The following is a 16,212-nucleotide window of genomic DNA, read 5'->3' as shown; positions in this document are numbered from 1 at the left end:
ATTTCCTCATTTGCTGTAATTCGTTGTATTATAAAATTATTATAGCAAAAACACGGTGTTCGGACAAGCCGAATCCTCTCGCAAAGCGGGCCACGCGATCATCGGTCAAAAACACGAACAAATGTTTGCATATCTCAAATCTTTATGCTATACTGTAAACAGCGGGTGCGGAAGCCGCCGGACGCCCGCACACGCAACAGAAAAAAGGTGGGGTCGCTATGCAGGATGTCCTGAAAAACTTAAACGCCGCGCAGCGTGAGGCGGTCACAACGACCGAGGGCCTGATCCGCGTCGTTGCGGGCGCCGGCTCCGGAAAGACGCGCGCGCTCGCGCACCGGTTTGCCTATCTGGTAAACGAAGCTGGCATCCTGCCCGGCAATATTCTGTGCGTTACCTTTACGAATAAATCAGCGGGTGAAATGCGTCAGCGAATCCGCCAGCTTACCGGAGATAGCGACGCAGGCTATATCTGCACCTTTCACAGCTTTTGCGTATCCGTTTTGCAGGAGGACAGCCATGCCGTGCAGTATCCCAAGCGCTTCCTCGTGCTGGATAATTCGGATATCGACACCATGCTGCAAACCGTTTATGAGGAACGAAACCTCACCCTGCGCCATATGACGTTCAGCAGGGCGCGGGATATGATCGAAATACGCAAGCTGTTTCAGGAGCCGGACTATTACCAGGATATGCTGGCCATGCCGCTGGAGGGGCTGCGCGAGAAATATCTCTCTGCCGCCGCTGTGGAGGATATCATTTTTTACGGCTATCTGTATCAGGAAAAAAAGTGCTTTGGCCTAGATTATAACGATCTGATCAAATTTACGCTGTATCTTTTTGAGCAGGACGCCGGCATCCGTCTGAAATGGCAAAGGCGCTTGGAATATATAATGATCGATGAATTCCAGGATATCGACGAGCTGCAGTATAAGCTGATGTGCGTACTCTGCGGCTATCACAGGAACCTGTTCATCGTCGGGGACCCCGATCAGACGATCTATACCTGGCGCGGCGCCAATGTAAAATACCTGCTGGATTTTGACAAAGCGTTTCCGAACTGCAAAACCATCATGATGATGCAGAACTACCGTTCCTCCCCGCAAATCCTGCGGGCAGCCAATTCCCTGATCTCCAAAAATGTCCACCGCATCAAAAAGGAACTCCTCTCGACTTTGCCGGATAGCGGTCCGGTGTTTTTTCACCATGCGGAATCCGCGGAGCAGGAGGCGGAATGGATCGCCGCAAAAATCGCGGAGCTGGAGCAGCAGGGCGTCCCTTATCAGGATATTACAATCCTTTACCGTGCGCATTATGTAACGCGAACCTTGGAAGAAGTCTTTCGCAGGCGCAAGCTTCCCTATGTTATATACAGCGGCGCGCAGTTTTTTGACCGGAAAGAGATCAAGGACGCACTCTCTTACCTCCGCATGACGGCCTATCGGGACGACCTTTCTTTCCAGCGTATTGTCAATACCCCCAAACGAAACCTCGGTGAAAAGCGGATGCGCTTCCTGAAGCTCTATGCGGAACAAAACGGCTGCTCGCTGTACGAAGCGCTGCATCGTTGTTTGGAAGACGAACTGTTCCGAAACACGAAAGCGCGCCCGTTCATCCAGTTGATTGAGGAAACCGCGGCCAGATATGCCGGCAAGCCTGTCTCCGAGGTTCTCGGCATGCTGCTCAACCGGAGCGGCTATGAGGAAATGCTGCGGACGGAGGGCAATCAGGACCGGCTGGATAATTTGGCGGAGCTGAAGCAGTCCATCTATGAATATGAAGCCGCCTGCGGCGAAGAATGTACTTTGGAGGATTATCTTTCCCATGTCGCGCTTTTTTCCAACAGCGATACATCGGAGCGGCGCAATACCGTTAAAATGATGACCGTCCATACGGCAAAGGGGCTGGAATTCCCGTATGTTTTCCTCTGTTCGCTTTGCGAGGGCGTGTTCCCCTCTGTCAAAACGAAAACCCTGCCGGCCATGGAGGAGGAGCGGCGGCTCGCTTTTGTCGCCATGACCCGCGCGGAAGGCGGGCTGTTCCTATCGGACAATGCAGGCCGCAACATAGATGGCTCCTCCCGCATCCCCTCCCGCTTCGTTTTCGATATCGACCGCCTGCTGCTACAGTATACCGCCGAGCTTCCGGAAAGCCTTGTGGCCGAAGCCTCGGACCATATCCGCTTTCACCAGCGTCAGCTCAGCGCCTTGGCGGCCGGCCCTTCTTTTTCAGCGGGACAGCGGATCTCGCATCCTATTTTTGGCGACGGCGCCATCCTTGCCATCGATCGGGAAGCTTCCACCTACACCGTTCAGTTCGACGATATCCCAACGCCGCGCAGCATCTCCTTCCGCGTCCGGATCACACCGCTTTAGCGCGCTGGGAGCGCAGCCGCCTTTTTATCCCCATCCCCCTTTGCCTGTGAGGTGAGAATATGTCGACAGATACCCCCCAAGAGCGCACCTATATCGCGATCGACTTGAAATCATTTTACGCCGCGGTCGAATGTGTGGAGCGTGGCCTTGACCCGCTGACAACCAATCTCGTCGTAGCGGACGCCAGCCGGACGGCAAAAACGATCTGCCTTGCGGTATCCCCCTCCCTCAAGGCTTACGGGATCGCCGGCAGGGCGCGCCTGTTTGAAGTGCTGCAGCGGGTCGGGGAGGTCAACCGCAACCGGAGGCAAAACGCGCCCAACCATATCCTGGCCGGTGAATCCTGCGACGATACCGTACTGAAGGCCTCCCCGTCACTGGCGGTTGGGTTTATCACAGCGCCGCCTCAAATGGCGCACTATATTGAATGGAGCGCCCGAATCTACCAGCTCTATCTGAAATATATCGCACCCGAAGATATCCATGTTTATTCCATAGACGAGGTATTTATCGACGCGACAGACTACCTGCCCTATTACGGGCTTTCCGCGCGTGAGCTTGCGTCGATGATCGCCCGCGATGTGCTGCAGACGACCGGTATTACTGTGACCGCTGGAATCGGAACCAACCTTTATCTGTCCAAGGTCGCCATGGATATCGTCGCAAAGCATATCCGGCCGGACAGCAAGGGAGTGCGCATTGCGCGCCTGAATGAAATCACTTACCGTCGCCTGCTATGGCGGCATCAGCCTCTGACCGATTTCTGGCGTGTGGGGCGGGGCTACGCCAGAAAGCTGGCGCAGCACGGGATATACACTATGGGCGATATCGCGCGCTGCTCCCTCGGCAAGCCGAATGATTATTATAACGAAGACCTGCTCTATCAGATGTTCGGCATCAATGCGGAGCTGCTGATCGACCACGCATGGGGCTGGGAGCCCTGCACCATCGCGGATATCAAAAGGTACCGCCCCTCCTCGAAAAGCATTTCTTCGGGGCAGGTATTGAAATCCCCCTACAGCTTTTCACAGGCCAGGCTGGTGGTGCAGGAAATGGCAGATCTGCTCGCGCTCGACCTGGTCGGACGCAGGCTCGTCATCGACCAGATCGTCCTGACCGTCGGATATGATCGGGAAAACCTGACCCATCCTGAAACGCGTCGGGCGTATCACGGTGCAGTCACCGCAGACCGCTATGGACGGACAATCCCCAAGCATGCGCACGGAACCGCCAACCTGGACCGGCATACCTTCTCCGCGCATCTTATCTCCAATGCCGTTCTGGAACTGTACGACCGCATTGTAAACAAAACGCTTACCATACGGCGGATCTACCTGTCCGCAAACCATGTGCTTGAAGAAGATGCGGCGATACACCAGCCGACTTTCGAGCAGCTTGATCTTTTCACCGATTATAACGTATTGTCGCAGCAGCGCCGGCAGCAGGACGCCCTGTTAGCGCGGGAAAGGAAAATGCAGCAGGCTGTGTTATCCATCAAAAGCAAACATGGCAAAAACGCGATTCTGAAAGGCACCAGCCTACAGGAATCCGCTACCGCGAGGGAGCGCAACTGCCAGATCGGAGGGCATCGGGCGTGAAAGGCGTAAACCGTTATGGGCAGGCGGACAAAATCCGCCGGTATGACGATATCCTCAAACGGCCGCATCACAGGTCTTTAAAGCATCCCTCCATGCCGATGCTGGACCGTGCCGCGCAGTTCGCCCCGTTCGCCGCGCTGACAGGGCATGGCGATACGCTAAAGGAGACAGCACGGCTCACCGACCGGAAGATTGATCTGGACGAAAACGAAAAAGCCGTGATCGATAGGCGGCTACGGCTCCTGCGGGAGCGTTCCGGTCAGCATCCGCATATCGCCGTCACCTATTTCATCCCAGACAGAAAAAAAGAGGGCGGCGCTTACGCCACAGTATCCGGTACAATCAAAAGGTTTAACGAGCATGAAAGAAAGATTCTATTGATGGATGGCACTGTTATTGCGATCGACGACCTCCTCGCAATCGAAAGCCCCTTATTCCGCGGCGTCGATATATAGATGGAAACACATTCTCCCCAACAGACAATCTTTTTCTGTCCCGTTTTTCCATTACTGCAGACCTAACCGGCTGCTATGGATACGCCGTCGAGCCTGCTGCATTTTGCCGCCACACCGGTATCCAGTGCCGCGTTTCACACATATTCATAGGAACGGCATGGCAAAACACAAACGGATAATTCGCACATTAAAACTGTTTTTTTCGTTTTTTATATGAAATCACAAAGTAATTTTTGATTATCTTTTCAAAAGTTCTTATATGCCGGTATAGCCTATTGTTACAGGCTTTTCCGGCATTTTTCATTGTGGAAGATACTCTCAAATCTTTTTATATCCCCGTATGTTTTTGTGTTCAAAAGTAGTATGTGGAGTAGTAAATTCTCCGTTTACTACTTATGCAATCAACCGCTTCATTTCTGTTATCGACGTTTCGGAAGTCGTATGCGCGTAATAGTTCAGCGTCATATTGATGTTGGAATGTCCCATGATGTACTGCAATGCTTTAGGGTTCATTCCCGCATTTGCTAACGTGGTGCAGAATGTGTGGCGTAAGGTGTGCGGTGTCATTACCTTTGGCAATGCTACCTTTTGCATTTTGTTGTATTTCCTTACAAGCCCCCGGAACATACTTTCATAGTTGACTGCCACTTTTGGCAAGCCGTTCCGATTAAGGAACAGAAACTTTGTGTAGCCCTCCAAAATAACAGGCTGTGCATATTTCCGCTTGTTCAGCACCCGCTGAAATGCTTCCAACACTTTTTCACTCATAGGAATAACCCGGTTGCCGCTTTTTGTCTTAGGCGTTTCCACATAGTAGCCCACGTCTGCAATCTTCAAAAGTTGGTGGTCTACATTGATAAGCTGTTTCTCTAAGTCAATGTCAGCTTCCGTCAGTCCGCAGAGTTCCGAAATACGAAGTCCTGTCCCTAATAGTATGATAATCTCGTCATAGTATTTCTGATAGACTTTATCATGCTGCACAAAGGACAGGAAAGCCGCTTCTTGCGTAGGGGATAGAGGTTCCTTTGGTTCCGTATCATCTTCAAGAACGGTGTTCAACTGGAAGTCAAACGGATTTTTACGAATACAATCGTCCTGTATAGCTGTGTAAAAGGCAGCCTTTAATGAACGCTTGTGGTTGTTGATAGTCTTGAAGCCGTAACCTTTTTCTTTCATGCGTAACGCCCATTCCTTTGCGTCGGAGAGCTTCACATTTTCAATCCGGCAGGCTCCAAGTTTATCCTCCTGCAAAATCCGCATGAGCTGTTTTCGCCCCTGCTTTGTACCATACCGCACATTTGCCCGATGGCGTATCTGCTTTGCATAAAGTTGGCAGACCGTCATTTTCTTTCCGATATGGTCGATACCGTCGTCAAGGTCTTTTTGGATTTCTTTCTCTTTTTCCCTCAACGCTATATCGTCGCGTTTTCCTGCCGGGGTTTTGTCCGTAGGTACTAACTTCCAAGAATACACAAACTGCGGTTTCCCAAAGGTATCTATATATTTGTAGGCATATCTCCCGTCTTTTCTCTGGCTCTCTCCGGTGCGGAGAATACGATTTTTATTATCCCGTCTTTTTTCCGACATCGTTATGCTCCTTTCCATAATGGAAAGAGCCTTGATATGCTTGACTATATTGTACCACATTCAAGGCTCGATTTCACTATCAGATTGCGTCCACCGTATCAATCATTTTTTCAAATTGCTTCCGCTTAATCTGAATACGGTTTCCGTTCATCATTACCCAGTCCGGGACGGGATTTTCTTCTGCCAGTTTCCGCAGCTTGCTTTCTCCGATACGAAAATATTTTGCTGCTTCTTCTATGGTAAGCGTGTACTTTTCCCAAATCGGCACGTCGTTATTGTTCAATTTGTCGTCCCCCTTTCTTAATGGGTCAAAAATCAATCTGTAACATAGGCTTTAATCGGACGGCTATTAGCGTAACCTCATGGGACTTGCACCCCTCCGGCGGTCTGCCGAAGCCCTACCCATTGCCTGCGACGCTTCTAACGCTCGGACTATGGCTATAAGGAAGTATCATTATGTATTCTGTGTGTTATCGCCCGCAGGCTGCTATCCCTGCTTTACGGTGTGGTATTTCTCGCTCGCTTTTCTATTAAGAGAAAGGTCATGGCGTACCCACCGCATGGCTCGGCACAAAAGGAACGTATCCGATTTGCCTTATGCTGCGTCGCCGTTCTATTGCGCCGCTTTCTTTATCAAAGAGCAGGGGGCTGTCTTGCGGTATGGAACGGAAAAGGGGAAAGAAGCGTTCCAATATCGCGTAGGTTATTCAGCCCGAAAAGTGAGGATAGCCCTCATCAGTCTTGCTTGCAGCCGTTCCCGAATATCCTCGTCAACGCCATAATAGACATTGCCGCGCTCATCGTAGAGCTTCCGCATGGAAAGACTTGCTATGTAGCCGCTGAAATGCTGCAAGACCATTTTCATAGCGTCCGGGTCGCCTTTGCTCGCCGCCAAAATAACGGGATAGGGAACAAGGGCATTTTCCGGGTAGTCGTTTTGATTACCATTCGTTCCATTCATTAGCGTGTTCCTCCAAATATTTCTTTAACAGTTCAAAAGAGCTTGTCCGTCTGTACTGTATCGTGCTGCGCGACGTATTGAACATTTTTCCGATTTCCACGTCAGTCATGCCCTCGAAATAGTACAGAAGTATAGCAGTTCTCTTTTCTTCCGGCAGGGTGCGTATTGCTTCAAGCAATAACTTCGGGGTTATTTCTTTTCCTGCCATTTGATAAGTCGGCTCGGCTGTTTCAGCTTGAAAATATTTATCCGTAGTGTAAAGCTGCCGTTCCTCATGCAAGGCAAGGTCACAAAAAGAAACTTCCCGTTTCCTGCGTCGCCGGATTTCATCATGGGCGTTACAGGCTTCGTTGTGTAGCACCCGTTTACAGAAACTTTGAAAGACACATTGCTTCTGAAATTCTCTGCGATTAGGTTCCATGTAATCACCTCCTTTCTGCCGAAAGGCGGTAGTACCTCCCCTTTTCGCGGGATAATACAGACGACTTTTTCAAACGCCGGACGAAAGCGAAAATTTCTTTGAAAAATCTTCTGTAAAATGCAAAATGCGCCCATCTGCAAACGGCAGACAGGCGCATAGGAATAATAAAAAGTATTTAGATGATTTGATAGTTCATATCTAAGGATAGAAATATCCCCGGTGGCGGTCGGGCTTTTTTTGATAAGCTGAAAGGTGTCGTACTTTGTCGATACGCTCTATATATCATGGCGGCTACCTCCATTAGCCGCCGTTTTTTTACAGTGTTCGGGTCGTCGTAGACTTGCCGATAGGCAAAAAGAAAGCGGCGGCTCTGAAAATCAAAGCCGCCGTAATTTAGAAATAGCGCGTGAAGATACCTCTGCTTTGCGACGGCTTTTTTTCTTTTGCCGTCGTCCGGCAGATTGTAGTTCTATTCTTTACCTATATGCTATATGGAAAGTTTGTAGATTTCATAAAGATTTGAAAAAATAATGAGCGATACCGCAGTACCGCCCACTACTTTTAATATGGAATTTTGATAATAACCTGTGCGCCGCCAGTCTTTTTAGAATTGCTTAAAACAAGCTGCCCGCCATGTTGCTTGATAATGCTGCTTGTGATATAAAGTCCCATACCAAAGTGCATATTAGAAGTACGGCTTTTGTCGCCCATGAAAAACTGTTCCTGTGCATGATGTAGGGCCTCCGGCGTGAAGCCGCCTCCCTCGTCCGTTATAGATATATGCAAAAAGCAGTCAGTTTTTTGCACCGTTACATAAATTGTCCCCTGTGGTGGAGAATAGTCTAACGCATTGCTTATCACGTTCATAATTGCCCGTTCCAACAGCAGCTTATCCGCCTTGAGTGTACCCAGGTTAACCCCCGTTTCCAGTTGCAGACAAATTCCTTTGGTAAGGCATAAAGAGCTTGCCTGCGCTTCAATCTGGCCCATGTAATCAGCTATATCAAATCTCTCCAAATGAAGCTGATACCCGGCGACTGTCTGGGAAATGTCAATTAACGCTTTAATATAAATGCCTATCCGCTCGGAGCTTTCAGTGATGTAACCCGCATATAGACGTTGTTCGTCGTCAAGCTCCGTTTCATTTATCAAATCAATATTTCCTTGAATGACGGTCAGAGGTGTTTTCAAATCGTGAGCGAGTGCTGCAATCTGTTCTCTCTGTAACTGTTCCGCGTTCCATTGCTTCTCTAAAGATATTTTCAGATTATCTTTCATATTTGCAAAAGAACAAAGTACATCCTCAAATTCTTTGATTTTTGAATGTCCCACTTCAAAACCAAGATTTTGTTCTGCTACCTGCCTTGTCGCTTCAAAAAGTGGGGAGAGCTGCGTCCTCATATTTTTTGCAAACTTCGCTGTCAATATCACGCATACTGCAATACAGTTGATTGCTATAAAAATATAAAGTAGAATTTCCGGTGAGGGAAAATGCTCATAAAGCCATTCATTTGTAAACTGTGAACCTATGTAATATTGCAGCACCACATATTCATTTTCGCGGGTCACAAGCAAATACTGTTTGTTGAGGTTTGTATTTATCTTCCCGGATATTGCGTATTCCATAGCCCGGTCCAAATCGTCACCCTCTAAGGTCGTTTCCGTCACTTGATAATTTTTATCCAGCACCAAATATTTACAGCCCATAGGAAGCTGCACATCTGCCAAATCCGGCGTTGCGGCAATAACAGGAGCAAGGTTTTTTGTGATGCGTTCTGAATAATCCGCATAGGTAATAAGCTCTGTACTGGTTCCGGCTAAAATAAGACTGAATGGTATTGCCACCGCACCTATTAGTCCAATCAGCAGCATACATAAGAATTTCCAAAAAGACGCTTTCAGTGATGTTGTTTTTTTCATTCCCATTTATACCCAATCCCCCAGACTGTCGCTATCGGCTGAATATCCAGTTTGTTCAATTTTGACCGGATATTCTTGATATGAGTAGAAATTGTAGAATTATCACTGTCGCCCTCTAAGCTGAAAACAGCTTCGTAAATTTGTTCTTTTGAAAATACCTGTCCTTTATTCCTTGCAAGATATTCACAAATCAGATATTCGCTTTTCGTTAAGGCAACAGGCGTGTTATCCACCCGTAATTCTTTTGCAGATAAATCAATTTTTATGCGGTCAAAGGTAAGTGCGGTATGTCGTTCCCTACGTTCACGCCGTAAGTGGGCGTTTACTCTCGCCCGCAATTCTGCAATGCGAAATGGTTTTGTCAGATAGTCGTCTGCTCCCAGACCAAGCCCAAATGTGATGTCATGCTCCATTGTCTTTGCTGTCAGAAAAAGAATAGGACAGTCTACAAGGGAACGAATTTTATCACAATAGGAAAAGCCGTCTACATCTGGCATCATAATATCCAGTATAATCAAGTCATATCTGTTCAGCTTATCAAGTGGTACTTGTGCGGCAGAGGTATAAGCGGTCACGAAATGTCCGTCCTTTTGCAGCCCGTTTTTGACAAGCTCTAAAATAGCCCGTTCATCATCAATCATAAGGATTGCCGCCATATTGTTGCCTCCTTTCGTTGTCCTTTTTAGTATAGCACAAGCTACAAGGGCAGGAAAGCTGTCATTGTCGCTTTGCAATATAGTAGTTATTATTTACCTCGACCGCAACAGCTTCCGCTTTATCGGTTCCGTAAATCTCATAGACATCTGTGTAAAACCAACACTCTCGCCCCTGTCCGGCATTTTCCCCGTACCAGTCAATCTTGCTTAAATCTTCTTTTGACAAAGGGATTTTCGTTTCTGTATCGAATGTAACACTTTCAGCAAGAATATCAATGTAGCTGCCTAATTCATCATCTGATACCATATCAGACGTTACTTGATAAACCGCCCCGCCCCAAAGAAGCTGTGTCGCATTTTCTGGATTGACTTCAAAGCTGTCATTTATAGATTCTTCTGTTTTCTTAAAATCAAAAACAGTATCGCTATCTTTGACATTTTTGCTGATAACAGCTTTATGATACCCTCCGTTTACATCTACAATAAGATAATCGTCTGCGTTAGGAGCCGCATATACATTGAGAAAAGGAATAATGTAAGCGGCTTTTGGTGCTTTCTCCGCCAAATCCGCTAAGGATTGAAAAGTCACCGTTTCAACATTTTCTTGCAGCAATATTTTTCCGTTCTCGTCTATGGCAGCAAGCTGCCGGATATATCCAATCCATTCTCCAAGCCCGCCATTTGATACGGTATCTGCCAAAATGGTGTAATCGTTACCTTTATAGGAAAAACGTGTTACATTTTCCGTATTCAAATAGCATTGTTCCTTGTCACTGGAATATTCTTCGATTCTGTCCTGTAAAGTACAGCCTGCAAGAGAAAAGCATACAACAAAAGCAAACAGCAAGACGATAACCATTTTTCTATTTTTATTCATAATTTTTCCGTCCTTCCCAATGAGAAAACCATAATAAGGTCAGCAACAAGCCACCTGTCGTTAATGCTGCAATCCATATTTTTTCCGTTCCATAGTTGAAAATTTGTCGGCTCAAAATATCCTGTACCCAATTCATAGACCATGCAAAGGGGATATACCGGGCTACACCTTTCAGCTCAATATTGCTATACAAGATACATTGCAGACTTTCAAACACGCCCCAAAACAAGGATAACCCTAATCCAAATTTGAAGCTAAGGAACAGGTGCAAGATGTATATTATCAAATTACAAAAGACCATCCCGGCGGCGGCTCCAATCAGCATTCCGAGCTGCACTGTATCAGCCATTCCCAAAAGATGTATGCCAATCACAAATAACAGGAACAGAAAGAACAATGCAAATACCCCTGAACTATAAAGATAAGTTAATTTTGCAAGCATATTTTTGTGTCTGTTTGGTACAGCAAGCAGCGTTTGGAAGTGTGAAGCCTTTTCTTCCAGTGCAACGTTCAGACCAACAATAACGCTTATCAACAACGGAAAAAACGTTGTCGTAATTTCCAATATCATTTTGAGCTTTTTACTGTCTTCGGTGCTGGCATACTGGGAATAGTAAGCAAGAAATAACAATGCCCCCATAACGGGTACACAAAAATGAATAGCCCAAAACGATGTATGCTTCGTTTTTTCCTGTTCAGAACGAAGCGCATAAATAAAACCCATTTCTGTCTACCTCCCTTTGGAAAAATCCTTTGCGTCGGCATAGGATAAAATAAGAAACAAGAGTATTGACAATGAAATGGAAATCATAATGGCTATAGAAAATCCACAATTCCCCGCATAAGTTCCGTTTATTTCAATTCCCATAAGTGGCTCTGCCAGTTTTGCTGCCCAACAATACGGTACAAACCACCATGCTATTGTATTTCCTAATGCGGTAGCAGTAGATAGGACAATCCCAAGTATTGTATTTAACACAATCGGCACAAACATTCCCGTTTTGCGTGCTAAGTACAGACACAAAGGGATTTGCCAGACAGACGCAAGGATAATTCCGATACTTCCTGTAATGCTGTGTAAAAGAGAATATACTGCCGTTGCCGGAGCAATGATATTACTGATAGAAATAAGCAATGCTAAAAATATCGCTGAAACAAGCAGTTTTTCGACTAAGATAATGCCCTTAGCAAATTCAAATCTCGAAAGATTTACAGGCATAGAAAATACTGAATAGTATTTCCCGGCGTTTTCTTCTTTTCTGTGTGACAAAGAACACAAAATTGCGATTGCTCCCGGAAGCAGGAACGCATACCACCAGTAAAGCGTCATGTACTGATACCCCATATATCCACCCATAAGCCACGCAAAAATAGCCGTAATTAGCGGAACAATGAAAATCAGTTTGTTCGATATTGTCCTCTTGAATTTCAAATGTTCTGATTTTAGATAGTCCATGCCTTAACCCTCCCTGTGATTGCTTTTTACAACGTCCATAAAAAGCTGTTCCAAATTTTCGTTTGCATTAAGTTTCCCCTCATAACCTAAGACGCCGCCCGCAATAATGCCGATGTGGTCAGCGGTCTGTTGTACCTCGGAGAGAATATGACTTGATAAAATAACGGTAATACCCTTTGCAGGAAAGGAACGGATAAGCTCTCTAAGTTCTTCAATCCCAATCGGGTCAAGCCCGTTGGTTGGTTCATCAAGTATGAGCAGCTTCGGGTTGTTTAGTAATGCAACTGCAATTCCAAGACGCTGTTTCATACCAAGAGAAAACTGTCCGGCTCTTTTCTTGCCTGTTTCCGTCAGCCGGACGATTTGCAGCACTTCGTCAATCCGCTTATCTGTCAGCCCTAAAATAGTAGTCCTTACTTTCAGATTTTCATAGGCGGTCAAATTTTCATAAAGCGGCGGCATTTCAATTAACGCTCCGATATGGTTTAAGTCGCTGCGTTTCCATGCGTGGCCGTCAAACTCAATACTCCCAGATGTGGGCCTCAAAATACCTGTTATCATTTTGAGTGTTGTAGATTTTCCGGCTCCGTTTGGTCCTAACAATCCATAGACGGAATTTCTTTCAATGTTCAGCGATATGTTATTTACGGCTGTCTGCCCGTTGAACGATTTGCAGAGATTTGTTGTTTTCAAGATTATACTCATATTTTGTACTGTCCTTTCTTTTGATTATGCTAAAAGGATAACTGCAAATTTTGAAGATTTCATAAAGAATATAGAATTTCTTAAATACATAATAGGAAATATTTTGGCTAATGATATGTACTGTGTAAACATATCCAAGAAGAAAGAGGAACAGTAAAATGTAACTGGGTGAATAAATATGGCAAAAAGACCGGTAGAAAAATATGACTTCAAGGCATTTGGAGAAGCTATAAAAGCTGCGCGGACGGGGCGCAAAGAAAGCCGCAAACAGGTAAGTGATGAAATGTATATTTCTCCTCGCTATCTTGCAAATATCGAAAACAAAGGACAGCACCCCAGTCTGCAAATCTTTTTTGAGCTTATGCTCCGTTACAATATATCCGTAGACCAGTTTCTTTTAGATACGCCTGCCGAAAAAAATACAAAGCGGCGGCAGCTTGACGCTCTGCTTGATGATATGAGCGATAACGGCATACGGATTGTAACAGCAACTGCAAAAGAAATTTCAGAAGTCGAAAAAGAGGACAAATAAATGTCCAGTAAATTAAATAAGATTTAGGAAGCGTTGTAATCTTTGCAGATTGCAGCGTTTTTCTTTTGCTCTTTTTTGGCATACTGGGAGTTCCGTTGTAGTGATAAGTGAGGAAAAACTTTCTTAGCAAGCATAGGAAAAGAGTACCCTTTTCCGTATTTTCGCCCTCTTGCCCTGCGGTGCGTCGGTTGAAAATTGCTTGTTGGGAAGTGTCCCAAACCCTCGGAACGGAAAGGAGCGATTGCATGAACGGACGCAAAAGAAAAGTACAAATCAAATTCTATGTAACAGAGGAAGAACGGGCGTTGATTGAGCAGAAAATGAAGCTCGTCCCTACCCAAAACATGGCGGCGTATCTTCGCAAGATTGCCATTGACGGCTATATCATTCAGACAGACCATAGCGATATAAAAGCCATGACAGCGGAGATACAGAAAATCGGGGTCAACATCAATCAGATTGCAAAGCGTGTCAATGCGACAGGCAGCGTCTATCAAGAGGACATAGAAGAAATAAAGGGGGTGCTTGCGGAGATATGGCGGTTACAAAGATTAAGCCTATTAAAAGCACGTTGAGCAAAGCCCTTGATTATATCCAAAACCCGGATAAGACAGACGGGAAAACGCTTGTGTCCTCCTTTGGGTGCAGCTATGAAACGGCAGATATTGAGTTTGAATATACTTTGTCGCAGGCTCGGCAGAAAGGGAACAACTTAGCCTTTCATCTGATACAATCGTTTGAACCGGGAGAGGTGGACTGTGAGAAAGCCCATGCAATCGGAAAGCAGCTTGCCGATGCAACAACAAAGGGACAGCACGAATACGTCCTAACTACCCACATAGACAAGGGGCATGTCCATAACCACATCATTTTTTGCGCGGTCAACTTTGTTGACTACCATAAGTACAATTCCAATAAGCGCAGCTACTACGGCATACGGAATATGAGCGATAAGCTGTGTCGGGAAAACGGGCTGTCCGTCGTCGTTCCGGGCAAAGGCAGCAAGGGAAAGAGCTATGCGGAATATCAAGCGGAAAAGACGGGAACAAGTTGGAAAGGCAAGCTGAAAATTGCCGTTGATACGCTTATTCCCCAAGTAGCAAGTTTTGAAGAATTGTTGCAGCGGTTACAGGCAGCGGGCTATGAGATAAAGACGGGAAAATATATCTCCTGCCGCGCTCCCGGACAGGAACGGTTTACCCGCTTAAAAACCCTCGGTGCAGACTATACAGAGGAAGCAATCAAAGAACGGATTGCAGGCAAGCGCACAAAGGCGGCGAAAGCTCCCGAAGAGCAGCGCGGCGTATCGCTGCTTATCGACATTGAAAACAGTATCAAGGCACAAGAGAGCCGGGGCTATGAACAGTGGGCGAAAATCCATAATCTGAAACTGGTTGCAAAGACTATGAATTTCTTGACGGAACATAAGATTGAGCAGTATGCAGATTTAGTCAGTCGGATTGAGGACGTAAATGCGGAAAATGAAAAGACAGCAGACGCATTAAAGGGTGTGGAGAAGCGTCTTGCAGATATGGCGGTGCTGATGAAGCACGTTACCACCTACCAAAAAACAAAAAACGTCTATGAAGCATACCGCAGGGCAAAGGATAAGGACACATACCGGGCAAAGCAGGAAAGCAGTCTGATACTCCATGAAGCGGCGGCAAAGGCATTGAAAGCGGCGGGTGTTACCAAGCTCCCCAATCTTGCCGCCATGCAGGAAGAATACGGGAAGCTCCAAGCGCAGAAAGAAGCCCTTTACACTGATTATGGCAAGTTGAAAAAACAGGTCAAGGAATACGACGTTATCAAACAGAACATAGACAGTATTTTAAGACTGGAAAAAGAACCGGAACGGGGCAGGGAAACCGAACGCTTACAGTAGAAATATCTATAAAAGCGTGGTAGGATAAAGGTATTCCAATATAGACAGGAGCGTGAAAACATGGCAGACCAAACGATACCCGATTATGAAACCATACGCGCCGCCGTTACCGGAGAAACATGGGCGGTGGAAAAGGTGCTTATGTGCTACAAGGACGAAATCGACAGGCAGGCAACTGTAAAGAAACGTCAACCGGACGGAACATTCAAACTGGAAATTGATGAAGATATGCGCCAGTATATCACAATGAAGCTGATAGAAGCCCTCCCCCAATTTCCCCTTGAAGAAATGGAAAGAGAGGAAAAAAGAAATCGGGACAAAAAATCATAAAAAGGTAGACGGGAAGCTGCTGCGGACAGATAAGCAGTTTCGACATTTGAAACAACGGCAAAAAGAAACTATCAGTACATGGCTTTATGAAGAATACCGCCGCCTTTGGATAGAAAAGGGACAGGAGCCGCATAAACGCAACAACCGGGAAATCGTTGCCGCTGTTATGGAACGGATAGAAGCTGCGGGGATATGGCTGCCGGAACAGGAAGTAACAAAATATTTTTACCGCAGGAAAACCCATTACCGGAACCGGATAGAAAAAGAATTACAGCCGAAACCGGAAATGCAGGATAAAGACAGTCAGACACAAAAAGAACAGGGCGCAGGAAGCCAGTAATGACCTCCCGCACCCTGTTCTTTTATAGGTACTGATTTTAAATTGTTACGCAGTAGAACCCTGATTTCAAGGGAAAAGGTATTCCGTATCGCCTATGCCAGTTTCACGCCGTTTATG

18 protein-coding genes are annotated in these 16,212 nt (G+C 46.3%); 8 read left to right on the top strand and 10 right to left on the bottom strand.

Annotated features, from left to right (window positions below; translation table 11 throughout):
- The first annotated feature begins 218 nt into the window (after nt 1–218).
- From DBQ51_RS00195 to DBQ51_RS00185, 3 genes are read left to right on the top strand one after another with little or no spacing between them, the layout of a single operon-like run.
- Nucleotides 219–2,372 (top strand): ATP-dependent helicase, encoded by a 2,154-nt coding sequence (locus DBQ51_RS00195; protein WP_107630401.1) that lies wholly within the window; start codon nt 219–221, stop codon nt 2,370–2,372.
- 59 nt (nt 2,373–2,431) lie between these two features.
- Nucleotides 2,432–3,970, top strand: a complete 1,539-nt coding sequence (locus DBQ51_RS00190; RefSeq protein WP_107630400.1) for a Y-family DNA polymerase — start codon at nt 2,432–2,434, stop codon at nt 3,968–3,970.
- A complete protein-coding gene (locus tag DBQ51_RS00185; RefSeq protein WP_242977782.1) occupies nt 3,967–4,425 on the top strand; it encodes a hypothetical protein in 459 nt (152 codons plus the stop codon). The genes DBQ51_RS00190 and DBQ51_RS00185 overlap by 4 nt, the downstream gene beginning before the upstream one ends.
- A gap of 393 nt (nt 4,426–4,818) precedes the next feature.
- Here the strand turns inward: DBQ51_RS00185 and DBQ51_RS00180 are convergent, their stop codons facing one another.
- From DBQ51_RS00180 to DBQ51_RS00135, 10 genes are all read right to left on the bottom strand, one after another.
- Nucleotides 4,819–6,012, bottom strand: a complete 1,194-nt coding sequence (locus DBQ51_RS00180; protein ID WP_107630399.1) for a site-specific integrase — start codon at nt 6,010–6,012, stop codon at nt 4,819–4,821.
- 79 nt (nt 6,013–6,091) lie between these two features.
- A complete protein-coding gene (locus tag DBQ51_RS00175; RefSeq protein ID WP_009905235.1) occupies nt 6,092–6,295 on the bottom strand; it encodes an excisionase in 204 nt (67 codons plus the stop codon).
- 420 nt (nt 6,296–6,715) lie between these two features.
- Nucleotides 6,716–6,973 carry a helix-turn-helix domain-containing protein gene (locus DBQ51_RS00170; protein WP_009905237.1) on the bottom strand — a complete coding sequence of 86 codons (258 nt, stop codon included), beginning with the start codon at nt 6,971–6,973 and terminating at the stop codon, nt 6,716–6,718.
- Nucleotides 6,954–7,394 (bottom strand): RNA polymerase sigma factor, encoded by a 441-nt coding sequence (locus DBQ51_RS00165; protein WP_107630398.1) that lies wholly within the window; start codon nt 7,392–7,394, stop codon nt 6,954–6,956. The genes DBQ51_RS00170 and DBQ51_RS00165 overlap by 20 nt, the downstream gene beginning before the upstream one ends.
- Nucleotides 7,395–7,955: 561 nt before the next feature.
- Complete coding sequence (locus tag DBQ51_RS00160) at nt 7,956–9,320, bottom strand: sensor histidine kinase (protein WP_107630397.1); 1,365 nt, start codon at nt 9,318–9,320, stop codon at nt 7,956–7,958.
- Nucleotides 9,311–9,970 carry a response regulator transcription factor gene (locus DBQ51_RS00155; protein ID WP_107630396.1) on the bottom strand — a complete coding sequence of 220 codons (660 nt, stop codon included), beginning with the start codon at nt 9,968–9,970 and terminating at the stop codon, nt 9,311–9,313. The genes DBQ51_RS00160 and DBQ51_RS00155 overlap by 10 nt, the downstream gene beginning before the upstream one ends.
- A gap of 61 nt (nt 9,971–10,031) precedes the next feature.
- Nucleotides 10,032–10,847 (bottom strand): NisI/SpaI family lantibiotic immunity lipoprotein, encoded by an 816-nt coding sequence (locus DBQ51_RS00150; protein WP_107630395.1) that lies wholly within the window; start codon nt 10,845–10,847, stop codon nt 10,032–10,034.
- Nucleotides 10,840–11,571 (bottom strand): lantibiotic immunity ABC transporter MutG family permease subunit, encoded by a 732-nt coding sequence (locus tag DBQ51_RS00145; RefSeq protein ID WP_107630394.1) that lies wholly within the window; start codon nt 11,569–11,571, stop codon nt 10,840–10,842. The genes DBQ51_RS00150 and DBQ51_RS00145 overlap by 8 nt, the downstream gene beginning before the upstream one ends.
- Before the next feature lie 6 nt (nt 11,572–11,577).
- Nucleotides 11,578–12,303, bottom strand: coding sequence for a lantibiotic immunity ABC transporter MutE/EpiE family permease subunit (locus DBQ51_RS00140; protein ID WP_107630393.1), 726 nt, complete (start codon nt 12,301–12,303; stop codon nt 11,578–11,580).
- 3 nt (nt 12,304–12,306) lie between these two features.
- Nucleotides 12,307–13,008 carry a lantibiotic protection ABC transporter ATP-binding protein gene (locus DBQ51_RS00135; protein ID WP_026649306.1) on the bottom strand — a complete coding sequence of 234 codons (702 nt, stop codon included), beginning with the start codon at nt 13,006–13,008 and terminating at the stop codon, nt 12,307–12,309.
- Nucleotides 13,009–13,186: 178 nt separating this feature from the next.
- Between DBQ51_RS00135 and DBQ51_RS00130 the strand changes: the two genes are divergently transcribed.
- From DBQ51_RS00130 to DBQ51_RS00110, 5 genes are all read left to right on the top strand, one after another.
- Nucleotides 13,187–13,540, top strand: a complete 354-nt coding sequence (locus DBQ51_RS00130; RefSeq protein WP_107630392.1) for a helix-turn-helix domain-containing protein — start codon at nt 13,187–13,189, stop codon at nt 13,538–13,540.
- 245 nt (nt 13,541–13,785) lie between these two features.
- On the top strand, nt 13,786–14,115 hold the full coding sequence (locus DBQ51_RS00125; RefSeq protein WP_025578758.1) for a plasmid mobilization protein: 330 nt from the start codon (nt 13,786–13,788) through the stop codon (nt 14,113–14,115).
- The gene (locus DBQ51_RS00120) at nt 14,076–15,425 is read left to right on the top strand and encodes a relaxase/mobilization nuclease domain-containing protein (protein WP_107630391.1); all 1,350 of its coding nucleotides are present in this window, start codon (nt 14,076–14,078) and stop codon (nt 15,423–15,425) included. Before DBQ51_RS00125 ends, DBQ51_RS00120 begins: the two co-directional genes overlap by 40 nt.
- Nucleotides 15,426–15,485: 60 nt before the next feature.
- Nucleotides 15,486–15,755, top strand: coding sequence for a helix-turn-helix domain-containing protein (locus tag DBQ51_RS00115; protein ID WP_107630390.1), 270 nt, complete (start codon nt 15,486–15,488; stop codon nt 15,753–15,755).
- 46 nt (nt 15,756–15,801) lie between these two features.
- The gene (locus DBQ51_RS00110; RefSeq protein ID WP_021423282.1) at nt 15,802–16,095 is read left to right on the top strand and encodes a hypothetical protein; all 294 of its coding nucleotides are present in this window, start codon (nt 15,802–15,804) and stop codon (nt 16,093–16,095) included.
- Nucleotides 16,096–16,212 lie beyond the last annotated feature (117 nt).

It is taken from the genome of Agathobaculum massiliense (genome assembly GCF_900291975.1).
GTDB classification, from domain to species: Bacteria; Bacillota; Clostridia; order Oscillospirales; family Butyricicoccaceae; genus Agathobaculum; species Agathobaculum ammoniilyticum.
This window is presented reverse-complemented; position numbering and strand designations above follow the sequence as displayed.

Coding starts and splice junctions, on each gene's coding strand:
- DBQ51_RS00195 (WP_107630401.1), top strand. CDS start 219: ATGCAGGATGTCCTGAAAAACTTAAACGCCGCGCAGCGTGAGGCGGTC.
- DBQ51_RS00190 (WP_107630400.1), top strand. CDS start 2,432: ATGTCGACAGATACCCCCCAAGAGCGCACCTATATCGCGATCGACTTG.
- DBQ51_RS00180 (WP_107630399.1), bottom strand. CDS start 6,012: ATGTCGGAAAAAAGACGGGATAATAAAAATCGTATTCTCCGCACCGGA.
- DBQ51_RS00170 (WP_009905237.1), bottom strand. CDS start 6,973: ATGAATGGAACGAATGGTAATCAAAACGACTACCCGGAAAATGCCCTT.
- DBQ51_RS00165 (WP_107630398.1), bottom strand. CDS start 7,394: ATGGAACCTAATCGCAGAGAATTTCAGAAGCAATGTGTCTTTCAAAGT.
- DBQ51_RS00160 (WP_107630397.1), bottom strand. CDS start 9,320: ATGGGAATGAAAAAAACAACATCACTGAAAGCGTCTTTTTGGAAATTC.
- DBQ51_RS00155 (WP_107630396.1), bottom strand. CDS start 9,970: ATGGCGGCAATCCTTATGATTGATGATGAACGGGCTATTTTAGAGCTT.
- DBQ51_RS00150 (WP_107630395.1), bottom strand. CDS start 10,847: ATGAATAAAAATAGAAAAATGGTTATCGTCTTGCTGTTTGCTTTTGTT.
- DBQ51_RS00145 (WP_107630394.1), bottom strand. CDS start 11,571: ATGGGTTTTATTTATGCGCTTCGTTCTGAACAGGAAAAAACGAAGCAT.
- DBQ51_RS00140 (WP_107630393.1), bottom strand. CDS start 12,303: ATGGACTATCTAAAATCAGAACATTTGAAATTCAAGAGGACAATATCG.
- DBQ51_RS00135 (WP_026649306.1), bottom strand. CDS start 13,008: ATGAGTATAATCTTGAAAACAACAAATCTCTGCAAATCGTTCAACGGG.
- DBQ51_RS00130 (WP_107630392.1), top strand. CDS start 13,187: ATGGCAAAAAGACCGGTAGAAAAATATGACTTCAAGGCATTTGGAGAA.
- DBQ51_RS00125 (WP_025578758.1), top strand. CDS start 13,786: ATGAACGGACGCAAAAGAAAAGTACAAATCAAATTCTATGTAACAGAG.
- DBQ51_RS00120 (WP_107630391.1), top strand. CDS start 14,076: ATGGCGGTTACAAAGATTAAGCCTATTAAAAGCACGTTGAGCAAAGCC.
- DBQ51_RS00115 (WP_107630390.1), top strand. CDS start 15,486: ATGGCAGACCAAACGATACCCGATTATGAAACCATACGCGCCGCCGTT.